At 66.2% G+C, this 22,842-nt stretch carries 20 protein-coding genes and 2 pseudogenes; 7 read left to right on the top strand and 15 right to left on the bottom strand.

Annotated features, from left to right (window positions below; translation table 11 throughout):
* Positions 1 to 5: 5 nt before the first annotated feature.
* The 10 genes from OU682_RS17420 to OU682_RS17375 all read right to left on the bottom strand — a co-directional run bounded on the left by OU682_RS17420 (position 6) and on the right by OU682_RS17375 (position 10,008).
* The gene (locus OU682_RS17420) at positions 6 to 1,775 is read right to left on the bottom strand and encodes an alginate export family protein (protein ID WP_268943466.1); all 1,770 of its coding nucleotides are present in this window, start codon (positions 1,773 to 1,775) and stop codon (positions 6 to 8) included.
* A complete protein-coding gene (locus OU682_RS17415) occupies positions 1,772 to 2,566 on the bottom strand; it encodes an SDR family oxidoreductase (protein ID WP_268943464.1) in 795 nt (264 codons plus the stop codon). The genes OU682_RS17420 and OU682_RS17415 overlap by 4 nt, the downstream gene beginning before the upstream one ends.
* Before the next feature lie 20 nt (positions 2,567 to 2,586).
* A complete protein-coding gene (gene hdhA / locus OU682_RS17410) occupies positions 2,587 to 3,354 on the bottom strand; it encodes a 7-alpha-hydroxysteroid dehydrogenase (protein WP_268943463.1) in 768 nt (255 codons plus the stop codon).
* Between the two features lie 291 nt (positions 3,355 to 3,645).
* Positions 3,646 to 4,263 (bottom strand): class I SAM-dependent methyltransferase, encoded by a 618-nt coding sequence (locus OU682_RS17405; protein ID WP_268943462.1) that lies wholly within the window; start codon positions 4,261 to 4,263, stop codon positions 3,646 to 3,648.
* Complete coding sequence (pssA, locus tag OU682_RS17400) at positions 4,264 to 5,016, bottom strand: CDP-diacylglycerol--serine O-phosphatidyltransferase (RefSeq protein ID WP_268943461.1); 753 nt, start codon at positions 5,014 to 5,016, stop codon at positions 4,264 to 4,266.
* Positions 5,017 to 5,018: 2 nt separating this feature from the next.
* The gene (locus OU682_RS17395; protein WP_268943460.1) at positions 5,019 to 5,711 is read right to left on the bottom strand and encodes a phosphatidylserine decarboxylase; all 693 of its coding nucleotides are present in this window, start codon (positions 5,709 to 5,711) and stop codon (positions 5,019 to 5,021) included.
* Positions 5,712 to 6,220: 509 nt separating this feature from the next.
* The gene (locus OU682_RS17390; protein WP_268943459.1) at positions 6,221 to 7,225 is read right to left on the bottom strand and encodes a DctP family TRAP transporter solute-binding subunit; all 1,005 of its coding nucleotides are present in this window, start codon (positions 7,223 to 7,225) and stop codon (positions 6,221 to 6,223) included.
* Complete coding sequence (locus OU682_RS17385; RefSeq protein ID WP_268943458.1) at positions 7,222 to 8,178, bottom strand: amidohydrolase family protein; 957 nt, start codon at positions 8,176 to 8,178, stop codon at positions 7,222 to 7,224. Before OU682_RS17385 ends, OU682_RS17390 begins: the two co-directional genes overlap by 4 nt.
* 10 nt (positions 8,179 to 8,188) lie before the next feature.
* Positions 8,189 to 9,472, bottom strand: a complete 1,284-nt coding sequence (locus tag OU682_RS17380) for a TRAP transporter large permease subunit (RefSeq protein WP_268943457.1) — start codon at positions 9,470 to 9,472, stop codon at positions 8,189 to 8,191.
* Positions 9,469 to 10,008 carry a TRAP transporter small permease gene (locus OU682_RS17375; RefSeq protein ID WP_268943456.1) on the bottom strand — a complete coding sequence of 180 codons (540 nt, stop codon included), beginning with the start codon at positions 10,006 to 10,008 and terminating at the stop codon, positions 9,469 to 9,471. Before OU682_RS17375 ends, OU682_RS17380 begins: the two co-directional genes overlap by 4 nt.
* Before the next feature lie 85 nt (positions 10,009 to 10,093).
* Here OU682_RS17375 and OU682_RS17370 point away from each other — a divergent pair, with 85 nt between their 5' ends.
* Positions 10,094 to 11,050, top strand: coding sequence for a LysR family transcriptional regulator (locus tag OU682_RS17370; RefSeq protein WP_268943455.1), 957 nt, complete (start codon positions 10,094 to 10,096; stop codon positions 11,048 to 11,050).
* Positions 11,051 to 11,137: 87 nt separating this feature from the next.
* Here OU682_RS17370 and OU682_RS17365 read toward each other — a convergent pair whose 3' ends face one another.
* Positions 11,138 to 11,695, bottom strand: coding sequence for a putative glycolipid-binding domain-containing protein (locus OU682_RS17365; RefSeq protein WP_268943454.1), 558 nt, complete (start codon positions 11,693 to 11,695; stop codon positions 11,138 to 11,140).
* A gap of 248 nt (positions 11,696 to 11,943) precedes the next feature.
* Here OU682_RS17365 and OU682_RS17360 point away from each other — a divergent pair, with 248 nt between their 5' ends.
* On the top strand, positions 11,944 to 12,945 hold the full coding sequence (locus OU682_RS17360) for a TAXI family TRAP transporter solute-binding subunit (RefSeq protein ID WP_268943453.1): 1,002 nt from the start codon (positions 11,944 to 11,946) through the stop codon (positions 12,943 to 12,945).
* 83 nt (positions 12,946 to 13,028) lie between these two features.
* Positions 13,029 to 15,095: a TRAP transporter permease gene (locus tag OU682_RS17355; protein WP_268943452.1), complete on the top strand. Its 2,067-nt coding sequence runs from the start codon at positions 13,029 to 13,031 to the stop codon at positions 15,093 to 15,095.
* A 113-nt stretch (positions 15,096 to 15,208) separates the two neighbouring features.
* Here the strand turns inward: OU682_RS17355 and OU682_RS17350 are convergent, their stop codons facing one another.
* From OU682_RS17350 to OU682_RS17340, 3 genes are all read right to left on the bottom strand, one after another.
* Positions 15,209 to 15,736 (bottom strand): sterol desaturase family protein, encoded by a 528-nt coding sequence (locus OU682_RS17350; RefSeq protein WP_268943451.1) that lies wholly within the window; start codon positions 15,734 to 15,736, stop codon positions 15,209 to 15,211.
* Entirely contained in the window at positions 15,733 to 16,458 is a 726-nt protein-coding gene (locus OU682_RS17345) for a fatty acid desaturase (RefSeq protein WP_268943449.1), read from the bottom strand. The genes OU682_RS17350 and OU682_RS17345 overlap by 4 nt, the downstream gene beginning before the upstream one ends.
* A gap of 209 nt (positions 16,459 to 16,667) precedes the next feature.
* Positions 16,668 to 17,555, bottom strand: coding sequence for a LysR substrate-binding domain-containing protein (locus OU682_RS17340; protein ID WP_268943448.1), 888 nt, complete (start codon positions 17,553 to 17,555; stop codon positions 16,668 to 16,670).
* Between the two features lie 100 nt (positions 17,556 to 17,655).
* On the opposite strand from OU682_RS17340, the gene hglS reads away from it, so the two are divergent.
* Genes hglS through OU682_RS17325 form a run of 3 tightly spaced genes read left to right on the top strand, consistent with a single transcriptional unit; the run spans position 17,656 to position 21,852 of the window.
* Positions 17,656 to 19,047: a 2-oxoadipate dioxygenase/decarboxylase HglS gene (gene hglS, locus OU682_RS17335; protein ID WP_268943447.1), complete on the top strand. Its 1,392-nt coding sequence runs from the start codon at positions 17,656 to 17,658 to the stop codon at positions 19,045 to 19,047.
* Between the two features lie 28 nt (positions 19,048 to 19,075).
* Positions 19,076 to 20,605 (top strand): L-piperidine-6-carboxylate dehydrogenase, encoded by a 1,530-nt coding sequence (gene amaB / locus OU682_RS17330; protein WP_268943446.1) that lies wholly within the window; start codon positions 19,076 to 19,078, stop codon positions 20,603 to 20,605.
* A gap of 8 nt (positions 20,606 to 20,613) precedes the next feature.
* Entirely contained in the window at positions 20,614 to 21,852 is a 1,239-nt protein-coding gene (locus OU682_RS17325; RefSeq protein ID WP_268943445.1) for a pyridoxal phosphate-dependent aminotransferase, read from the top strand.
* 23 nt (positions 21,853 to 21,875) lie between these two features.
* Here OU682_RS17325 and OU682_RS17320 read toward each other — a convergent pair.
* Positions 21,876 to 22,517: pseudogene (locus OU682_RS17320) on the bottom strand (aldose epimerase family protein); the annotation flags it as partial.
* A gap of 81 nt (positions 22,518 to 22,598) precedes the next feature.
* Here OU682_RS17320 and OU682_RS17315 point away from each other — a divergent pair.
* A pseudogene (locus OU682_RS17315) lies at positions 22,599 to 22,842 on the top strand (transposase); the annotation flags it as partial.

Here is a 22,842-nt window from a genome sequence, read left to right as displayed (position 1 = left end):
CCTTGTCAGAACGTCCAGAAGAGTTGCGCCTGCAGCGTGGTCCAGGGATCGGCATCGCCGCCTGCCGCGCGCTTGAGGGCATCGCCCGGGAAAGCGGTGCTGGCGACGCCCAGAAAATACAGCCGGTCCGAGATCGCCCAGCGTGCGGTGAGTTGCAGTTCCTGCCCCAGATCGCGAGAGCCGAGCGTGGCGATGGCCGGGTTCGCGCCGATGTTGTTCAGTTCGTTCGCGCGGTGCAGGAACCAGTCAAGCGTGAGGTTCAGCCGCTCGGTCGGCGCGACATTCAGCCGGACCCGATGGCTCTGCCGGTTCTCGGGCCGCAGCACCTTGCCAAGCGAGATGCCCTGAAGCCATTCCGACAGCCCGCCTGAATAAAGGGCATCGAAGCGTTCGTAGGTGGCGGTGTCCGGGTCGTCCCCCGAGAAGGACGAGAAACGATAGGAAAGGCTGGGTGTCCAGGGCAGGTCACGGGCAAGATAGCCACCCGTGCCGTAGCCCGCCCAAGCCCGCATGGCGAAGTCGGAATGACGCTGATGGGCGACCTCGCTTTCCAGCCACCATCCCGGCGCGCGCTCGGGATCGGCCCAGCGGACATGGGCCGCATAGGTGGTCAGCCCCTCGCGCGTGCCGACAAGGCCCGAGGGCGCGGCATAGCGCGTGCCCGAGGTAGGCGCATGGATCACCGAGGCATCGGCATGGAAGCGGTCGGTGAAACTGTAGCGCAGGTTGAGGCCGGCCAGGGTGGTGTCGCTTTCCAGCGGCTCGTATTCGTTGGGGTCCAGATAGAAGGCCGTGGCGGTCCAGCGGTCTATCCTGACCGTGCCAAGCGCGGCGAAGTCATGGGTGGTGCGCGGCGCGAGATAGACCCCCGGCCGCGGTCCCGCATTCCATTGCGATCCGAACTGGGAGATCAGGAAGCCTTCGTTCAGCGTGAAGTTCTGCCGCCCGAACGACAGGTTCACGCTGCGGCTGCGGTCCTCGGTTGCCCAGAGCAGGCCGACATAGGCCTTTTCCCAGTCCAGCGTCTCGCGGGGGTCGTCGCGGAAGATGTCCTGCCCGCGCGCGGCCACGGCGATGGCGGTCGCGGCGCCGTAAAGCCCAAGGTTGGTGTCGCCGACCTGACTGACGCCGCCCAGGCCGAACTCGATCCAGGACTCGGCCCAGCGTGCCCGGTCGTCCGTCCCGGCACCGAGGGCCGGGTCCTGCACCAGCGGATTGCCGGTGGTGAAGGCGGGCGCATTGCCGAACCACGGGTTCCCGTCCGAAAAGACGCCGTGCCCGCCGTTCAGGATGAAGCGCAGGGCACGCTCCTCGCTGCGCCACAGATAGGGAAAGCCCGCAGCCCCTTCACCCGCAAGAATGCCGCTGGGGGCGGACGGCAGTGCGGCGTCGGGCGCAAGCTCGATCTCGAAGATCACGCGGGTGCGGTCGCCCGCGCCGGTTGCGGCAAGCCGGGGGCGCACCTCTGCGACACCCGCGATCCGGCCAATCCTCGCCCGCTCGAGGTCCAGCGCCGCCGGCGACAGCCGGTCCCCCGGAGCAAGGCCCAGGCTGGCCCTTGCGGCACCCAGGGTCGCGGCGTCGCGCGACGCATCGCCGGTCGAGCCCCGGGCGCGGACCTCCACGGTATCGACCAGCAGCGTCTCGAGCGCCGAGGGCAGCGCCACCGCGCCCGGCCCGCCGAGACCGCCACCCTCCTGCGCCGCAGCGGGCGCGCCCAGAAGAAGGCAGGCGCAGAGCGCGCCGAGACGCGCCCCATGCCGGTGGTGGGTCATCTTCCGAACAGGCGCACGACGGTGCCGCCGCCATGCACGTTGATGGTCTGCCCCGAAACCCATCGCGAGGCCGGAGAGCAGAGCCATAGCATGGCGTTCGCCACATCCTCGGGCCTGCCGGGACGCCCGGTCAGGCTGTCGGGGTGGCTCAGCCGCTCCTGCATCTCGGGGTCAATGCCGGCATCGCCGTAGCCCGCCGTCATCACCGTTCCGATCAGCACCGAATTGACCCGTACGCGCTTGTGCAGCAGGTGGGCAAGCGACACCATCATCTGGTTCAGCGCCGCCTTGGCGGTGGCATATGGCAGGATGTCATAGGCCGGCACCGCCGAGGAGAAAGAGCCGGAATTGGTGATGGTCGCGTTCCTGGCCTTTTCGAGATGCGGCAGGCAGGCCATGCTCATGCGATAGGCGCTGATCGTGTTCAGCCTGTAAGAGGCGATGAACTCCTCCTCGGGGATCGCCGCCGGATCCTCCTGCCGGCCGCCCCAGCCCACGTTGTTGACCAGCGTCGAGATGCCGCCAAAGGCATCAACGGTGGCCCTGACCACGGCGTCGATGGCCGCCTTGTCGGTCACGTCGCAGGCCATGCCGCGGCAGTCGTTGCCGGTGGCGAGGGCGATCTCGGCGGCGGTCTCGGCGGCCATCTCGCCATTCAGGTCGGCGATCATCACTTTCGCCCCGGCGCCGGAGAGCGTCCTGGCGATGCCGGCGCCGATGTTCTGGGCACCCCCGGTGATGATCACGTCATGCCCGTCCATGCGGAACTCCGCGAATGCGTCATAGCTCATTGGCCCGTCCTTTCATCCGGTCAGTCGAGTTCCTGCAGGCCGCCGCCCGACACCGTCAGGACTTGCCCGCTGATCCACGAGGCGGCGGGCGAACAAAGGAAAAGCGCGGCATAGGCGATGTCGTCGGCCTCGCCGAGTCGGCCCAGCGGGGTATGCTTCAGCATCGCCCTTTCAATGTCGGGGTTCAGCACCGAGGCAAGCGCGTCGGTCTTGATGGCGCCGGGGGCGATCGCGTTCACCCGCACGCCCATGGCGCCCAGGTCGAAGGCGATGTTGCGGGTGAGATGGTTCACCGCGGCCTTGGACGAGGCATAGGAGGCCATCCGCTGGTTCCGGTTCTCGCCCGCCATGGACGAGATGTTGAGCACCGCGCCTTCCCCCGCCGCCGCCATGTGCGACGCCGCAAGCTGCGTCAGGCGGAACAGCGAAAAGACGTTGATCTCATAGGCCCAGCGGAAATCGTCCATCGGCATGTCGAAGGGCTTGGGGCCACCGCCCCCCGCGTTGTTGACGAGGATCGTGAGCTTGCCGAACCGGTCCAGCGCGGTCTTCACCACCGTCTCGAGATCCTTTTCCTTTGTCACGTCACAGCCAAGCCCCACGGCCTCGCCGCCATTCGCGACGATCTCGGCCGCGACCGCCTCGGCCGTGTCCCGTTTCAGGTCGCTGACGACGACGGCCGCGCCCGTGCCCGAGAAGACGCGGGCGATGCCGCGGCCGATGCCCGCGCCGGCACCCGTGATGACGGCGACATGGCCATCCAGCCGGAACATGTCTGGGTCGAACATTTCTCCCTCCGCGCAAAGCTGCCTGCGCGGAAGGCTACTACCCGGCCGTCAGGTCGGGGGAGAGTCGACCTGCTCATCCTGAGCAGGCCGGGGCACCGGACCCCCGCGCGGCTGTGCCGCAATGATCGCGTTGAGTTCGTGGGGCTGGGCAAGCGCCGAGAAGCAGCTTCCTGGATGGGGAAGCAGTAAAGGGCATGGCCCTACCGGCCACGACCGCAAGGCCTGCGTTCTGAAAGTCTGGATCCGCAGCAGCCCGGTGCCATACAGGCGTGACGCGCGGCCCGCACGCAGTCATCTGGCCTTCACAAGCCTCATGAGGGTCATCATGCCCAGCGGCGGCAGGGTATATTCTTCTTCCAGCGTCAGGCTTGTCTCGCCCAATACCCGGCTGCGGTCGAAATCCGAGTGCCAGCCCAGGAGATCCGCCAGCGGCGCAGCAACCCGTTCAGCCAGGGCCAGCGCGCCTCTCTGCCCGGCAAAGTGGTTGACAAGGACCACGCTTCCCCCGGGGCGCAGCACGCGCGCAATCTCGGACATGACCTTCTCGGGCTCGGGCACAACCGAAATGACATGCATGGCTGCGACATGGTCGAAGCTGTGATCCGGGAAGTCCAGCTTGCGAGCATCCATCCGGTGCAGCGCTACCACGTTCTGAAGCCGCTCGGCAGCCACCTTGGCGCGGGCCTTGTCCAGCATCTCGGCGCTGTAGTCGACGCCCGTGACGATGACGCGTCGATCATAATGGGGCAGCGCAAGGCCGGTCCCCACGCCCACCTCCAGCACGGAACCGCCCAGCTCGCCCAGAAGCGCCGTCGCCCTGCGGCGGCCGACCTGCGTCACCGCCCCAAAGGTCCGGTCATAGACCGGCGCCCAGCGGGCATAGGACCTCTCGACTGCCTGCAGCTCCATTCATTCGTCCTTTCGTGTGCGCTGCGGCCGACGCCGGATCCACCCCAGCGTGAGCAGCATCAGATAGCCGGTGTCCAGAAGGACCAACGTCAGCCAGGGATAGGTGAGCAGCGCCGCCCCCAGTGCGACCGCCGCAAGAAGGAGCAGGCGCGCCTGGTCAGGTCGAACGCGAACCGGGCGGAAGGCCGGCGTCGGCACCCGGCTGACCATCAGCGCCGCGACGACGATCATCCAGAGCGCGCAGGCGGAGGCCGGAATGGCGGCTTCGGGTATCAGATTGGCGACGAAGATCGGCAGCAGGGCCAGCATCGCTCCGGCAGGAGAAGGCACTCCCGTGAACGTCGTCTTGGGCAGGGCAGAGGCGATCTCCTCCCGGCTGCCGATATTGAAGCGCGCAAGACGCAGGACGCAGGCCACGGCATAGACCAGCGCGGCAATCCAGCCCAACCCCGCGGCCCCTTCATAGGCCCAAAGGTGAAGCACCAGCGCCGGCGCCACCCCGAAGTTGACGAAATCGCAGAGCGAGTCGAGTTCCGCCCCCATGGGGCTGGCGCTGCGCAGCCTGCGGGCCAGGCGCCCGTCAAGGCCGTCGAACAGCGCCGCCAGAAGGATCAGGGCCGCTGACTTGCCGAAGTCTCCTTCGACAGCCAGGCGGATTGCGGTGAGACCGGCGCAGAGCGCCGCCAGTGTCAGCGCATTCGGCAGAAGCTGCACCACGGACAATCGGGAACGAGGGTCCGGATGCGCGGTCATCGTCAGTCCACCAGCGCCGGACGCGCGGGTCCCACGCGCCCGAGTTCGGCGATCACGGTCTCGCCTGCAACCATCGTCTGTCCCACGGCAACCAGCGGATCCACCCCAGCGGGCAGGTAGACGTCGAGACGCGAGCCGAAACGGATGAGCCCGAAGCGTTCGCCTGTTCTCAGGCCATCGCCTTCCTTTGTCCAGCACAGGATGCGCCGCGCCACGAGGCCGGCGATCTGCACCACCGCAAGGCGCCGCCCGTCAGCCAGTTCCAGGCAGAGCCCGTTGCGCTCGTTATGCTCGCTGGCCTTGTCCAGCGAGGCATTGAAGAACTTGCCGGGCCGGTAGGCGACCGACAACACACGCCCTGCCACGGGGGCACGGTTCACATGGCAATTGAACACCGACATGAAGACGCTGACACGGGTCAGCGCCACAGGCTCCATCCCGAGTTCGGCGGGCGGGACTGCCGGCCCGATGAGCGAGACAACCCCGTCGGCAGGGCTCACGACCAGGCCGTCCCCCTGCGGAACCGCGCGGCGCGGATCACGGAAGAAATAGTAGCACCAGACCGTCAGCCCGACCCCGAGCCAGCCCAATGGCTCCCACAGGAAGAAAAGAACAAGCGTGACAACGGCGAAGACAGCCAGGAAGCGGTACCCTTCCGGGTGCATCGGCTTGAGGAAGGTGCCCCACATCGTCATGCGTCTGTGTCCTGTTCCTCATCCCGGTCGGTCGCCCATAGCAGTCTGGCGGAGGAGGGTCAAACAACCACGACGCTTTGTCGCTCTTTTGCGACGTCGTGGGCGCGGGAATCCACGGGGGGTTGGAGGCAGTCATTCATTGTTCGCGGACGGCAGGGTTCGGGTTCGGACTCGGCAGACCGGGAATTCATCCGGACAACGCAATACGGGAAGCAGCCCCGCTCGCTTCTCGTTTGCCGGTCCCAATCCGGACACATGTCGGGATACAGGCTGGGGAGCGCTCATGAGTTGGCAGTATCCTGCGGGCCTTGTGCCTTCCTGAGGTGGTTCTGGTCCGGATTGCAGCGTGGTGCAGGACCGTCACCGGGATGCTCACGGCTGGTTTTGAGCCCAGGCTCTTTTGGATGGTCGCGGCATGGGCTGGTACCGGCGGAGGCTGTCTGCGGAGCCGGACAGATGCGGCCGCGGCAAGGGCGCCGCCGCATCCCTTCCCGCAGCCGGGTCCGAAATCAGCGCAGCTCTTCGAGCGCGGAGGTGAAGGTCGCCATCCATTCGGCGCCGATCGCGTCGCGGCTGGCGTCCACCACGGGCTGAAGGCGTTCTGCAAGGCGCTGTTGTTCCTCGGGAGAGACCTCGTTGACCTCCATCCCTTCATCGGCAAGCTTGGCGCGCAGCCCTTCGGTCTGGGTGCGGGTCAGGTCGCGCTGGAAATCGCGGGCCTCGGCGGCAGCCTCGCGGATGATCGCCATCTCTTCCTCGTTCAGCCTGTCGTGGGACGGCTTGCCCATCAGCAGCACGACCGCGTTGTAAGAATGGCCCGTCAGGCTGAGATACTTCTGCACTTCCTGGAACTTGTTGGCATCGATGGCGGTCAGGCTGTTCTCGTGCCCGTCGATGGCGCGGGTCTCCATCGCGGTATAGACCTCGTTGATGGTCATCGGCACGGCGTTGGCGCCAAGCTGGTTGAACATGTCGATATACATCGCCGAGGGCTGGACGCGGATCTTCAGGCCCTCGAAATCCTCCCACTTCGTGATGGGGCGGGTGCTGTTGGTGGTGTGGCGGAAGCCCTGTTCCATGTAGGCCAGCCCGACAAGGCCCTTGGGTTCAAGCTTCTGGAACAGCTGGTTGCCGATGTCGCCGTCAAGGATCGCGTCGGCCTCGGCCGTGTCGCGGAACCGGTAGGGCATGTCGATGGCCGAGAATTCCGGCACCATGCCCGCCAGCGTCGTGGTCGTGCCGATCGCGAAGTCCTGCGTCCCGCCCTGAAGGGCCGACTGCATCTGCAATTCGTTGCCCAGGGTCGCGCCCGGATAGACCTTGATCTCGATCTTCCCGCCCGACTTCTCGGCCACGAGGTCGGCGAACTTGACCGCCGCCTGAGAGATCGGGTGCCCGTCGGGCAGCGGCGTGCCAAGGCGCAGGACATGGCTGCCCACCTCGGCCCAGGCGGCGGTGCCGGACATCATCGCCGTGGTTGCCAGCAGCGCGCAGAATTTTGTCAGCGTGGTCATCGAATGGCTCCTCCCATATTCGATATCAGTGAAGTCGTCCGCAGCGCGGGCCGATAGATCCGGACGGCATTGTCACAGAACAAGGCGCGCCGGGTGGCGTCGGGCAGGCCGGATGTGGCCTGGTAGAACCCGTTGAAGATGGTCGGGAAACTGCCCACCAGGCTGTCCACGGGGAAGTTGCTGGCGAACATGCAGCGCTGCCAGCCGAAGATCGAGATCGCGTCGCGGATCACCGGGCCGTTGTCGGCGATCGACCAGAGGCGGTCCTTCAGGCCGATGCCCGAAATCTTCAGGACCACGTTCGGGTGCCGCGCCAGCCGGGCCATCGCGCGACGCCAGCCTTCCAGCCCCTGGGGACTGCGGTCGGCGGGCAGGCCGGCGTGGTTCAGGACGATGGTCGTCGCCGGAAAGTCGGCCGCAAGGTCCGCCGCCGCGTCCAGTTCCCACCAGGGGGCCTGCAGGTCGAACATCAGCCCGTGGCGCCCCAGCTGGGCAAAGCCCGCGCGCCAGACCGGATCGTCCATCCCGCCGGCCCGACCGCGCCGGGCCTCGGCGGGCGACGCTGCGGAAGCGGGCTTGTGGCGGACGCTGCGGACCAGCGGGAAGCTGGCCTGTCGGGCGATCAGGTCCGCCGCGTCGCCCCGGTCCAGCCATGCCTGCGCGACCACCGCGTTGGGATAGCCATAACTGTCGTGCAGGCCATGGGCATAGCGCGTCTCGCCCAGAGGATCGTCCGGATCCCACTCGGTTTCGACATAAACGCTGCCGACGACATTGATCGGCGCTGCCTCGGCCAGGTAGTCCGGCGGCAGGTAGCGCTTGCGGATCGGTCCGTAATCCCCGTAGCGGAAGGGGATCATCGGCTCGTCCGACAGCCAGGGGTGATAGTTCGCCTGCGGATCCCAGAAATGCTGGTGGGCGTCGATGACGGGAAAGTCGGGGGAAATCTGCACGTCGATCGCCTCAGTTGCCCATGAACCAGTTCATCGGCACCAGCACCAGCGACGGGAACAGGACCAGCAGCGCCAGCAGCAGAAGATGCGCCAGCAGGAAGGGCCAGATGCCCTTCATCACCTCGTCCATGGTGATCCGGCTGACGCCGCAGATGACGTTCAGGACCGTGCCGACCGGGGGCGTGATCAGGCCGATGGCGTTGTTCATCACGAACAGCACCCCGAAATAGACCGGGTCGATGCCCGCCTGCTTGATCACCGGCATCAGCACCGGCGTCAGGATCAGGATGGTCGGCACCAGATCCATCGCGGTGCCCACGATCACCACAAGCACCATGATCACGGCCATCAGCAGGATCGGCCGATCGATCAGCGGCTCCAGGACGGCGATCACCAATTGGGGCAGATCGGCGATGGTAATCAGCCAGGCCGCGACCCCGGCGGCAGCCACCAGGAACATCACGACGGCGGTCGTGCGCCCGGCGGCCAGCAGCAGCGGGAACAGCTGCGCCACCGTCAGTTCGCGATAGACGACCATGCCGACGAACAGCGAATAGACCGCGGCGACCACGCCGGCCTCGGTCGGGGTGAAGATGCCCTCCTTGATGCCGACGATGATCAGCAGGGGGATCATCAGCGCCCAGATGCCATCCTTCAGCCGCTTGCCCACAACGCGCAGCGGCTGGCGCGGGGAGACCGGCACCGCGTCCTTGCGGGACACCAGCCACCAGGTCACGACAAGAAGCAGCGCCATCATCAGGCCCGGCGCGATGCCTGCCATGAACAGCTTCTTGACCGACACGCCTGCGGCCACGCCGAAGATGATGAAGGGGATCGAGGGCGGGATGATCGGGGCGATGATGCCGCCCGCCGCGATCAGGCCCGAGGACCGGCTCACGTCGTATCCCGCCTTGCGCATCATCGGGATCAGCATCGCGCCCACGGCGGCCGTATCGGCCACGGCGGAACCCGACATGCTGGCCATGACAATGGCCGCCAGCACAGCGACATAGCCCAGACCACCCCGGAAGTGGCCGACCAGCGCCGTCGCCAGGTCCACGATCCGGCGGGAAAGCCCGCCTGCGTTCATGAACTCGCCCGCGACCAGGAAGAAGGGGATCGCCAGAAGCTGAAAGCTGTCCGCGCCGCTGACCAGGTTCTGGGAAATGATCTGGGCGTCGAACATCCCCAGAAACAGCATCAGCGCCACGCCGCAGAGGATCAGCGCGAAGGCGATGGGCACGCCGATGGCCATGGATCCCAGAAGCGAGCCGAGGAAGATCGCGATGGTCATCGGGCCGCCTCCGGCCGGATTTCGGGGGCCAGATCCTCGCTCTCGACCACCTGTACCAGGTCGCGGCTTCCGGCGCGGCCGGTGAGGACGCGCCACAGATGTGCACCGATCACGATGACCAGGCCGATGCTGCAGACGAAGGCCGCAAGATGGGTCAGGCCGATCGGCAGGCCCGTCACGGGTGCGGCGTTGCCCCAGTTGATCAGAACCTGCTTCCAACTGCCCACCATCAGCAGCCCCGAGCAGAACAGCATCAGCGCGTCGCACAGTATCGCGCAGCCGATCTGGCTGGCGCGGGGCAGCCGGCGAACCAGGCTGTCCACCCCCAGATGGCCGTGGTCATACATCGCCAGCACGGCGCCCATGAAGATCAGCCAGACGAACAGCGTCCGCGACAGCTCCTCGGACATGCTGATCCCGGAATTGAAGCCGTAGCGCAGCACGACGTTCAGGAATACCAGCACGATCATGGCTGTCAGCGCCGCGACCATGAAGACGCGCAGCACCGTCAGGGCCAGCTTGCCCAGTCTCTCCATACCCTTACCCTCCTCCGATGATCACGGATTGGACGCCAGTCAGGTGATAGGTGTCAATTTGCTTTGCGCTATGCCATGATAACCCATGGCTATCATATCCGTCGTCCCGCCCCTTAACGCGCTGCTTGGCAGGCTTCGCCTGCGGCAGCTTCTGCTGGTCGTGGCGATCGGCGAGCTGTCCAGCCTGCGCAAGGCCGCCGACCGTGTCGGCATCAGCCAGCCCGCCGCCACGAAGATGCTGGCGGAACTGGAAGCCGCCCTTGGCGTGCCGCTGTTCGAACGCGGCCGGCGGGGCATGGTAGCCACCGCCTATGGCACGGCGCTGATCCGTCACGCGCATCTTGTCATCTCGGACGTGGGGGCGATGCGGGACGAGATCGCGGGCCTGGCCTCAGGGACGGCCGGGCGCCTGGCCATCGGCATGATCACCGCCGCCGCGGCGGGCCCGCTGTCCATCGCCGTGGCGCAGTTGAAGCGACGGCGTCCCCGGCTGGACGTCACGATCACGGTCGAGACCAGCGACATCCTGATCCCGATGCTGGAACAGGGACGGCTGGATGTCGTCATCGGCAGGCGCGTGCCCTCGGACCAGGCGGCGGATCTGGAATTCACCGAGATCGGGCCCGAAAGGCTGTCGGTGGTGACCGGCGCCGCCAACCCCCTGCGCGACCGTTCGGACCTGACCCTGCCCGCCCTGGGATCCGAGGCCTGGATCCTGCAGCCCCGCACCAGCCCGCTGCGCCAGATGGTCGAGGCCGCATTCCGCGATGCGGGCATGGAGACCCCGGCAAACGTCATCGAGACCGCCTCGATCCTGACCGCGACGACGCTGCTGCAGCACAGCGACATGGTGGCGGTCGTGCCGCATTCGGTGGCGCTGCACTACGTGTCCAGCGGCATGATGGCGATCCTGCCCGTGGGCCTGTCGCGAGAGTTGGATCCCTATGGCGTGCTGACCCGCAAGGCCCGTGCCAGGATGCCCGTCCTGGCCGAGCTGATGGCTCTGATCCCCCGTGAACCGAACCACGAGGTCAAAATCTGAGAACGCGGACGCAGAGGGCTGCGGCCTTTGCATGACGAAGCGAATATCCGCGGAAGCTGTGCAAGCACCGGGCATCCCGCTGCCGGGCTAGCCTGCTCGCGCGAACAGGCCTTCGTATTGCACGACAAACCCGCTTTCATCGACGTCAAGCATCGCCTCGAACCCAGGCGCAATGCCCAGGTCCCGGTAACGATAGAGCCCGTCGGCGATCCGGTCATAGCCCTGGCGTGACCTGAGGACATCCAGCGTCGCGCCATCGACATAGGCCACATCAAGGACGAGGGTGCCGTCGCCCGCCGCCATAAGCCTGCGGAGGGCAAGCGTATTGCAGAACGGCGTCAGCGAGAGATCAACCTCGAGCGCCCCGTCGAGGTCGGGCCGGGGTTGCCCATTGACCATCCAGCGGTCCCTTGTTCGCCAAAGACGCAGGGTCTTGTCGCCATCGGAGCCTGCGCGGGTGATTGCGACGTCAAGAACACGCCAGCCCGGATCAAGCTGCCATCGGTGATCGACGCGGCAACCGCCATCTTCCGTTGTCAGGATCGTGCCGTCGATTCGGAGCCCGTGCTCATTCTCGACGACCGAAAGCCGCTCCAGGCCGTCCGTGTCCAGGCGTCGCCAGAAAACAGTCTTGCTTACGACCATGAGAGCTTCTCCGGTTGGGTCGGCCAAACCATCGCAAATGCAGCCTAACAGATCTGGACCCATTGCGCGTGACTCGCCCGGAACAGGCGCAGGCGCCGAGAGCGGGGAAAGGGAACTGCTGCCCGGAGCCGTGGTCCGGGCCGGACGCGGATGACCAACCCCCTTGCACATGATGCAAACTGGCTGGTTGAGATCGACCGGTTCTATGCTAACGTGATCAAGCCGTTGTGATAACAGGAAAAGAAACCATGAAATTGACTACCAAGCTTGCGGCCATTGCCGTTGCCGCCATGCTGGGCCAAGGGGCCGCCGCGCAAGAGATGTCGTTCTTCCGCATCGGGACGGGCGGCACTGCCGGCACCTACTACCCGATCGGCGGCCTGATCGCCAACGCGATCTCGAACCCGCCGGGCTCGCGCGCCTGCGAGGATGGCGGCTCCTGCGGGGTGCCGGGACTGGTCGCGACGGCGGTCGCCTCGAACGGGTCGGTCGGCAACGTGAACGCGATCAATGGCGGCGCGATGGAGGCGGGCTTCAGTCAGTCCGACGTAGCCTATTGGGCGCAGACCGGAACCGGCCTGTGGGAAGGCCAGCCCGCGGTCGACAAGCTGCGCCTGATCGCCAACCTTTATCCCGAAAGCATCCACCTCGTCACCCGCGCCGATGCCGGGATCGAGACGGTCGCGGATCTGGCGGGCAAGCGCGTGTCGCTGGACGAACCCGGCTCGGGCACGCTGGTCGATGCCAAGATCATCCTGGAAGCCTTTGGCCTGTCCGAATCCGACGTGACGGCGGAATACCTCAAGCCCGACCAGGCGGCGGACCGGATGCGCGACGGGGCGATGGACGCCTTCTTCTTCGTGGGCGGCTATCCGGCCGGCGCGATTGCCGAACTGGCCAGCCAGCACGACGTGAAGCTGGTCCCGATCGCCGGTCCCGAGGTGGACAAGCTGCTGGACACCTACAACTTCTTTGCCACCGACAACCTGCCCGCCGGCACCTATGACGGCCAGGACGCGGATGTGGCTACGATTTCGGTCGGCGCCCAGCTTGTGACCTCGGCGGACCAGCCCGAGGAACTGGTCTACGGCATCACCAAGGCGCTGTACAACGAGAACACGCAGAAGCTGTTCGCGGCGGGCCATGCCAAGGGCAAGCAGATCACGCAGGACAGCGCGACGCAGGGCGCGGGCATTCCGTTCCACCCGGGCGCCGAACGGTTCTACAAGGAAGCGGGCAAGCTTCAGTAATCGCGGCCTTTATCCCGGCGCGAAGGGCGCGGGCCGGCAGGTCCGCGTCCTTTTCGTCGTTTCCCGAATTCCAGGAATGACCCATGACTGAAACTGCTCGCCACCTGTCCGAGGCGGAACTGCGCGCCATCGAGGAGGAATACGATCCCGAGGCCCGCTTCCGGACCGTCCTGCGCCCCGTCGCGATCCTGACCGCGGTGATCCTGTTCCTGCTGTCGGCCTATCACTTCTACACCGCCGGTTTTGGCATCCCGCGCGCCACCACCCATCGCGGATTGCACATGGGCGTGTCGCTGTTCGTGATCTTCCTCAGCTTCGCGGCCTTCGACGGCGGCCGCCACAAGACCACCGGCTTCGTGATCCTGGGCATCCCGGTCCACGATTGGCTTTTCGCCTTCGCCGGGGCGGTCAGCGCCTTCTATGTGCCCTGGATTTATGACCAGCTGGCGTTCCGGGTGGGCAACCCGCTGATGCTGGACATCGTGATGGGCACGCTGCTGCTGGTCACGCTGATGGAGGCCGTGCGCCGGTCGATGGGCTGGCCCCTGCCGGTGATCGCCGCGCTGTTCATCGCCTATGCCTACTGGGGCCAGTCGATGCCCGGCATCCTGGTTCATCCGGGCGCTGACTGGAACACGATCATCAACCACCTGTATCTGACCTCGCAGGGGATCTACGGGACCGCGCTTGGGGTCATCGCGACCTATGTGTTCCACTTCGTGCTGTTCGGGGTCATGGCGCAGAAGATCGGGCTGGGGCAGCTGTTCATCGACCTGGCGACCGCGCTGACCGGCCGCTTCGCGGGCGGGCCTGCCAAGGTTTCGGTGGTATCGTCCGCGATGCTGGGCACGATCTCGGGCTCGTCCATCGCCAATACGGTGACCACGGGCGCGCTGACCATCCCGGCCATGATCAAGATCGGCTTCAAGCGCCACTTCGCCGCCGCGGTCGAGGCCGCGTCCTCGACAGGCGGGCAGATCACCCCGCCGGTGATGGGGGCCGTGGCCTTCCTGATGGTGGAATATCTGGGGATCCCGCTGCGCACGATCCTGATCGCGGCCATCGTGCCGGCCTTCATGCACTTCTTCGGCGTCCTTGTGCAGGTCCATCTTGAGGCCAAGCGCCTCGGGATCCGCGGACTGCGGGCCGAGGAACTGCCCAAGGCCGGCAAGGTCCTGCGCGAGGGCTGGCTGTCGGTCGCGCCGCTGATCCTGCTGGTGTGGATGCTGATGTCGGGCCGCACGCCCTTCCTGTCGGCCTTCTGGGCGATCACGGCCTGCATGATCGTCTATCTGATCCAGCGCGTGATGGCTTCCGGTGCAGTCGAAGGCATCAAGGAAACCGCCGCCGGCATCTTCGACGGCCTCGTGTCCGGCGCGCGCCAGTCGCTGTCGGTGACGGCTGCGGCGGCCTTGGTAGGCGTCGTCATCGGCATCGTCACGCTGACGGGCGTGGGCTTCAAGATCGCCTTCATGGTGACCTCGGTCGCGGCCAACGGCGCGGCCAGCTTCCACGCCTTCCTAGGCTTCCTGCCCTTCGAGCCCTTCGGCATCGACACGCTGACGCTGCTGTTCACGTTGGTGATGACGGCCGCGGTCTGCATCCTGATGGGCTGCGGCGTGCCCACGACCGCCAACTACATCATCATGGTGGCGGTCGCCGCGCCGGTCCTGGGGATGATGAACGTGGAACCCCTGGTCGCGCATTTCTTCGTCTTCTACTTCGGGGTGCTGGCCGACGTGACGCCGCCGGTGGCGCTGGCCGCCTATGCAGGCGCGGGGATCGCGGGGGCGAACGGCTTCAAGGCGGGCAACACGGCCTTCCGGCTGTCGATGGGCAAGGCGCTGGTGCCCTTTGTCTTCGTCTTCTCTCCGTCGCTGCTGATCGTGACGCAGGCCTTCACGCTGCCCGACTTCCTGCTGGCCTTTTCGGGGGCGGTCCTGGGCATCGTGGCCCTGTCGGCCGCGATCACCAACTGGCTGCTGGGACCGCTGTGGGTGATCGAACGCATCGCCCTGACGTTGGCCGCCCTGCTGATGATCGCGCCCGAGCCCGTCTCGACGGCCATCGGCGTCGCCATCCTGCTGGCGGTGACCGCGCGGCAATACCTTGGCGCGCGGAAGGCACCCGCGGTCGTCACGACGCGATGACCTTGCCAACCCGCAGGCGGCAAGGCTGCCTGCGGGACCCTGCCCTTCTCGGCTCACGCCGCCCTCGCCCTTGCTTGGCATCCGGGCGGATGGCTCTCCGGTAAATGAGCGGCCTATTCCTCGGGGCGATCTGCCCGCCAGGCGTCGCGGTGCTGCGACTGACGCTGCGCCAGAACGCCCGAGGCCTTGAGCCGCGCCTTGAGGTCCTCGACCGGCGGCGCGTAGACGAAGCCGAAGGAAACGCAATCATCCCGACCCTCGACCGCGTGGTGCAGCCGGTGCGCCTGATAAAGCCTGCGGAAATAGCCACGCCGGGGAACATAGCGGAAGGGCCAGCGCTGGTGGACCAAGCCGTCGTGGACGACGAAGTAGATCACGCCATAGACACTCGCTCCGGCCGCGACCCACCACAGCCAGGGCCACCAGGCGCCGCCGACCGCGAACAGCAGGATCGAGATCACGGCAAAGACCACGGCGTACAGATCGTTCTTCTCGAACGGGCCGTGGGTCTCCTCATGGTGCGACTTGTGCCATCCCCAGCCAAGGGGGCCGTGCATGATCCAGCGGTGGACCGAATAGGCGATGCCCTCCATGACCACGACAGTCAGGACGACGATGACAATCGGCATCAGGACGCTCATGCCCCGCCCCTTTCCCGGGTCGAAGGCAACCGCCACCACGGCACCGACGGATAAAGGTGGTGTTCATGGTGATAGCCGCCGAAGTGAAAGCATGTCAGCAGCGACAGCGGATCGCCGAACCGGGTGGACCGCGCGTTGTGCCGATCGGGAAAGGCGTCGTGGCCCGGCCGGTGGGGCAGCCAGGTGCCGAAGACGAAAAGCTGCATCGAGGCAAGGATCGAAGGCACGGCCCAGAATGCCACATAAGGCCAGCGTGGGCCGAGGATCAGCGCATAAAGGATCACCGATCCGCCCAGCACCCAGAACTCGCGCCAGCCGAAATAGGTGCGCACGAACGCGATATACCACGCGACCGGTCCGCCACGGCTGAAGTCGGGATCGTCGTCGGTGCCGGCGTGGCGGTGATGAGCCATGTGCTTGACGATCAGCTTGCGCCAGGAAAACCCGGCGAAAAGCAGCAGCGCCAAAGTCCCGAATGCCCTGTTCAGCCGCGGGCTTCCCGGAAAGATCGCGCCATGCATCGCGTCATGGGCGACGATGAACAGCCCGACGGACAGCCAGGTCAGCCCGATCAGGCAAACGACCGCAAGGACGGGCGCGTCTGTCGCGTCCAGATGCCACACGGCAAAGACGTGCAGGGCGATCCAGGCGCAGATCACCACGCCCGCCAGTGCGGCGCCCACGAGGCTGGACGAAGGAAAGCGTCGCAGCGTTTCAGACAAGCCCCGGCTCCTTGCTCATCGTGTATCACCCGTGACAATCTATGACGGCGCAACGGCAGTTTCCAGCCCAAGCCCTTTGTCTGGTGCAAATAGGCTAGCGATATCCCCGGCAGGGAGCGCTGGCGCTCGGACTCTTCTGGCCCGCAGCAGGCGATCCTGCCGCCCCGCTTGCGACCGGAGTGAAGAGGCGGGGTCTTCAAGGCGGCAGACTAGCCCGATCCGACCTGACCGGTGACCCAGTTCCGAAAGGCCGAGGGCAGCGGGTCCGAGACACGTTCATCGGGGATGACGACATAGTAGGCCGCATCCGTGACCGACGGCGGACCGGGGATGATCCGCAACAGACCCTGGCGGATCTCCCGCTCGATCAGATAGCTGGGAAGAAGGGCCATGCCAAGGCCGGCCACCGTGGCCTCGATCAACAGCGAGAACTGGTCGAACCGATGGCCCTGGAAGCCGCGCACGACATCCTGTCCATTGGCCGTCAGCCATTCCGGCCATTGCATGGGCCGCGACTGCATGTGCAAAAGCGGCGCCGCGTCGGGGAAGGTCCCATCGGCCCCGATCAATCCGGGTGCCGCGACCGGCAGAACGGTTTCCGCGCAAAGATATGCGCAGGTTGCACCCGGCCAGGCTGGCTTGCCGTAATGGATGGCCACGTCCACGCTCGCCTCCGCCAGATCGAAGTGCCCGTCGCGCGACAGGACCGATATCTGGATGCCCGGATGTTCTGCCAGGAAGTTCGGCAGGCGGGGCATCAGCCAGCGGCTGCCGAAAGTGGGCAGCGTCGCCACCGCAAGGTGGCCTGTCACGTCGCGGCGGCTGGCAGCGCGCAGGGTCAGGTGCTCCAGCCCGGCCAGCAGGCTTTCGATTTCGGGGCGCAGCTGCTCGCCCGCACTCGACAACACGATCCGCTGACGGATCCGCTCGAACAGGGCGACACCCAGTTGCGCCTCAAGCTCCTTGATCTGGCGGCTGATCGCGCTTTGCGTCAGGTTCAGCTCGACCGCGGCACGGGTAAAGCTGCCATGCCGTGCCGCGGCTTCGAACGCCTGCAGCGCCGACAGGTCGGGCATCTGGCTGCGGCTCAACTTCATTCCGTCCTCGCATCAAGTCAGTCGCATTCAGCGCGTTTCACCGGCCTATTGATCCTGTATCGACGCAACTGAACCTTCTGGCAAGCATGGGAGCCGCGTGATGACCAAGACCGGATCTGCATCACCGAACCGTATCCGCGCCGCGTTTTCCGCGGCAATGTCGGCCATGTATCGCAAGGAAGTGCCGGCCTATGGCACGCTGATGACGCTTGTGGCGGATGTGAACCAGCAGGCGCTGCAACGCGATCCCATCCTGGAGGGGCGGCTTCAACGGACGGGTGAGCTTTCGCGTGTATCCGAGGAACGGCACGGGGCGATCCGGTTGGGGACGCCTGCGGAACTGTCGACCATGCGGCGGCTGTTTGCGGCGATGGGCATGGAGCCGGTCGGCTACTACGATCTGACCGAGGCGGGCGTGCCGGTTCATTCCACCGCCTTCCGCCCGATCGGCGAGGATGCGCTGCGTCGCAATCCTTTCCGGGTCTTCACGTCCCTGCTGCGCCTTGACCTGATCGAGGACCCCGGTCTGCGCCACGAAGCCCAAGTGCTGCTTGATGCACGCAGGATCTTCACGGATCGCTGTCTTGCCCTGATCGAACGCTCCGAGACTCAGGGCGGCCTGAACGAGGACGAGGCGGCAGAGTTTGTCCGCGAGGCGCTGGAAACCTTCCGCTGGCATTCCGATGCGCTTGTGGGTCCGGACCTGTATCAACGGCTGCATGACGCGCATCGCCTGGTCGCCGACGTGGTGTCCTTCCGCGGGCCGCACATCAACCACCTGACCCCCCGCACCCTGGATATCGACGCCGTGCAGGAGCTGATGCCCCGGCGCGGCATCAGCCCGAAGGCCGTGGTCGAGGGGCCGCCCACGCGCAAATGCCCGATCCTGCTGCGCCAGACATCCTTCAAGGCGCTGGACGAGGCGGTCAGCTTCGACGGACACAAGGGTCAGCATACGGCCCGCTTCGGAGAAATCGAAGCCCGTGGTCAGGCGCTGACGCCGAAGGGCCGGGCGCTTTACGACCGGCTGCTGACGCAGGCGCGCGACCAGGTCCGGCCCAAGGCCGACGGCAGCAACGCGGCCGATTACATCGAGGCTCTCAGGCAGAGCTTCACCGGCTTCCCGGACGACCTTGATGCCATCCGGCGCGAAGGTCTGGGCTACTTCGAGTTCTCGCTGACGGAAAAGGCAAACAGCCTGGGCGACAGCGTGATCGACATGGATGTCGAGGCCCTGATTGCCGCCGGCTGCCTGCGGGCCGATCCGATCACCTACGAGGATTTCCTTCCGGTCAGCGCGGCGGGGATCTTCCAGTCCAACCTTGGCGACGACGCGGCACAGGATTTCCAGGCCAGCCCCAATCGCGATCGCTTCGAGGCCGATCTGGGCGCAAAGGTGCAGGACGAGTTCGAACTGTACCAGTCCCTGCAGGATGGCTCGCTGTCACGTTGCCTGTCCACCTTGGGCAGGTCCGACATCGCGGCGCAATAGCTCGCCCCCTTACACAAGGAAGACAATCATGAAAGATGCGCTTCAGATGGACCTGAAGGCGGACGTGCAATCGCTGCTGGGCAGGCTGGGCGTCGAGGCGCGGATCCTGGAGGCCGGCGACATGGCCAGCTTCAGCCCTGTCACGGGACAGCAGATCGCCAGCCTTGCGCAGGATGATGCGGAGGCAACCAGGGCCGCCATCGCTCGTGCCGCGGCGGCGTTTCGCACATGGCGCAACGTTCCCGCGCCCGGCCGGGGAGAACTGGTGCGCCTGCTGGGCGAGGAACTGCGCGCGGCCAAGGACGACCTGGGCCGCCTTGTCTCGATCGAGGCCGGCAAGAGCCCGTCCGAAGGGGCAGGCGAGGTGCAGGAGATGATCGACATCTGCGACTTTGCCGTCGGCCTGTCCCGTCAGCTCTACGGCTTGACCATCGCAACCGAACGGCCGGGCCATCGCATGATGGAAACCTGGCATCCGCTGGGCGTCGTCGGTGTGATCTCGGCCTTCAACTTCCCCGTGGCGGTCTGGTCCTGGAACGCTGCGCTGGCTCTGGTTTGCGGCAATCCGGTCGTCTGGAAGCCTTCCGAAAAGACCCCCCTGACGGCGCTGGCATGCCAGGCCATCCTGGATCGCGCACTGGCCCTTTTCGGCGATGCGCCTGACAGCCTGAGCCAGGTCGTTATCGGTGGCCGGGAAACCGGAGAGGCGCTTGTCGATGATCCGCGCGTGGCCCTGGTGTCGGCCACCGGCTCGACCCGGATGGGCCGGCAAGTCGGACCCCGGGTCGCGGCGCGCTTCGGCCGCTCGATCCTGGAACTGGGCGGCAACAACGCGGGCATCGTCTGTCCCTCGGCCGATCTGGACATGGCCCTGCGCGCCATCGCCTTCGCCGCCATGGGAACCGCCGGTCAACGCTGCACGACGATGCGGCGTCTGTTCGTGCATGACAGCCTTTATGACCAGTTGGTGCCGGGGCTGATCAAGGCCTATGGCTCGGTCCCGGTCGGCAATCCGCTGACCACGCAGGCGCTGGTGGGGCCGCTGGTCGACAGGCAGGCATTCGAGGGGATGCAGGCGGCAATCGAGGCTGCCAAGGCCGAGGGCGGCGTCGTCCATGGCGGCACCCGTGTGACCGACGCCGGACCCGAGGCGGCATACTACGTCACGCCCGCCCTGATCGAGATGCCCGCCCAGGTCGGCCCGGTGCTGGAGGAAACCTTCGCGCCCATCCTCTATGTCATGCGCTACAGCGACCTTGACGACGTAATCGAACAGCACAATGCCGTCGGCGCGGGGCTGTCCTCGTCGATCTTCACCACCGACCTGCGGGAAAGCGAACTGTTCCTGTCGGCGGCGGGGTCCGATTGCGGGATCGCCAATGTCAACATCGGCACCTCGGGCGCCGAGATCGGCGGGGCCTTCGGCGGCGAGAAGGAAACGGGGGGCGGGCGCGAAAGCGGATCGGACGCCTGGAAGGCCTATATGCGGCGGGCCACCAACACCATCAACTACTCGCGCGAGCTGCCGCTGGCGCAGGGCGTGGTCTTCGACATCTGAGGATGGTCATGGATATCAGCACCAGATCGTTCCGCCCGGCGGACCGGATCGCGGATCTTGGCGTGTCCGAGATCCTGGCGATCACCGCGCGGGCCAGTGCCCTGAAACGGGAAGGCCGCCCGGTCATCATCCTGGGTGCGGGCGAGCCGGATTTCGACACGCCCGATCACATCAAGGAGGCGGCGGTCGCGGCCATCCGCGAGGGTCGGACCAAGTACACGGTTCTTGACGGCAGCCCCGAGATGAAGCGGGCCATCCGTGACAAGTTCCGGCGCGAGAACGGGCTGGAGTTCAAGGCCGACGAGGTGACAGCCGCCGCCGGAGCCAAGCAGATCCTCTACAACGCGATGATGGCCAGCCTGAACGAGGGCGACGAGGTCATCATTCCGACGCCCTGCTGGACCAGTTACTTCGACATCGTGCGGATCGCCGGTGGCGTGCCGGTGGGCGTGCCCTGTGATGAGGGCACCGGCTTTCGCCTGACGCCCGAGGCCCTGGAAGCCGCGATCACGCCGCGAACCCGCTGGCTTCTGCTCAACTCGCCCTCCAATCCGACAGGCAGCGCCTATGGCGAGAACGACTATCGCCCGCTGATCGGGGTCCTGCATCGCAACCCGCATGTCTGGCTGATGGTCGACGACATCTACGAGCATATCCTTTACGACGGCTTCCGCTATGTGACCCCTGCCGCGCTGGATGCCGGGCTGCGGGAACGCTGCCTGACCGTCAACGGGGTGTCCAAGGCCTATGCCATGACGGGCTGGAGGCTTGGCTATGCGGGCGGTCCCGCACCGCTGATCGCGGCCATGGCGGTCGTGCAAAGCCAATCCACCTCCTGTCCTTCCTCGGTCACGCAGGCGGCCGCCATTGCCGCGCTGGACGGGCCGCAGGATTTCCTGGCCGGGCGCACCGCCAGCTTTGCCGCCCGCCGCGATCTGGTGGTGGACGGGCTGAACGCAATCCAGGGCATCACCTGCCGCAAGCCGGAAGGTGCCTTTTATGCCTTTGCAAGCTGTGAAGGACTGATCGGCTGCGTCACGCTGCAGGGCATGCGCCTGGACAGTGATCGCGACCTCTGCGCCTGGCTGCTGGAGGCAGCCGACGTGGCGGTGGTGCCGGGCGCCTGCTTCGGACTGCCGGGATATTTCCGTGTCAGCTATGCCACCTCGGACGACGAACTGGGCGAGGCTCTCGCATGCATCGCCCGGGCTTGCGCGACGCTTATGCACAAGGCCGGGGAGGGCTGACCAGCTGATCGAGGCTTTCTCTGTCAGATCACTCTCAGGCGAACGCTGCCGCCGAGGCTCTGGCCCGCTTCCAGCACCCTCAGTCCACCCAGGTCGGAACGCCCATGCCCCCCCGCCAGATGGCTCATGGGCTCCAGCGCGAAGTAATCCCGTTGATAATCGGGATCAAACGACTGGTCCGATACGAAAAGGAACATGCTGCCGAACACCGGGTCGGCCTTGATCCGCAATGTCGTCTGGCGTTCGGGCCAGGTGATGACAGCGCGGCCCGACCAGTGGTCGAAGCCGTTGTTGACCCAGCGGCGGGGCAGACCGCGCGGAACCGAAAAATCCAGGTCCGCCGGCACAGGGCCGGGTTCACCCGCAAGCCAACCGTCTTCCTCGGCCAGCATGTCGCCGGTCTCGATTTGCAGCGTGGTCGCTGGCGTCATGGGGAAGAAGGGATGCCAGCCAATCCCGAACGGCATTGCTTGCCCCCGGTTCGTGACCGACATCGCCATGTCCAAGCCATCGGGGGTCACGGTCAGTTCCTGCCGCGCATCATAAACATAGGGCAGCGCGCTGCCGTCATGCGAATGGGTCAGCACCACACGGTCAGCGGCCTGTTCGGCCACCCGCCATTCGGAACGCCAGCCCTCGCCATGCAGGTAATGCCTATCCCGGTCGGTGTTCGGGACAAGTCGGCGGTCGCTATGAACCGCCCCAGGTTTGCCGGAGGCTCCAACTCCTGAGTAGGATGGAGCATCATGAGCAAGACCACGAACAAGTTTTCCCCTGAAGTCCGCGAGCGCGCCGTGCGGATGGTTCTCGGTGGCAGGCGATCACGTCTATCGCCGCGAAGATCGGCTGTTCCGCGAACACGCTGAACGAGTGGGTCAAGAAGGCCGAGGTCGACAGTGGCAGACGCGCAGGCATTCCCAGCGCCATGGCCGAGAGGATGAGGTCGCTCGAGCGGGAGAACCGGGAACTGCGCCAGGCTAACGAGATTCT

Origin of the sequence: Paracoccus benzoatiresistens (assembly GCF_026913015.1) — a bacterium.
In the GTDB taxonomy this organism is placed as follows: domain Bacteria; phylum Pseudomonadota; class Alphaproteobacteria; order Rhodobacterales; family Rhodobacteraceae; genus Paracoccus; species Paracoccus benzoatiresistens.
This window is presented reverse-complemented; position numbering and strand designations above follow the sequence as displayed.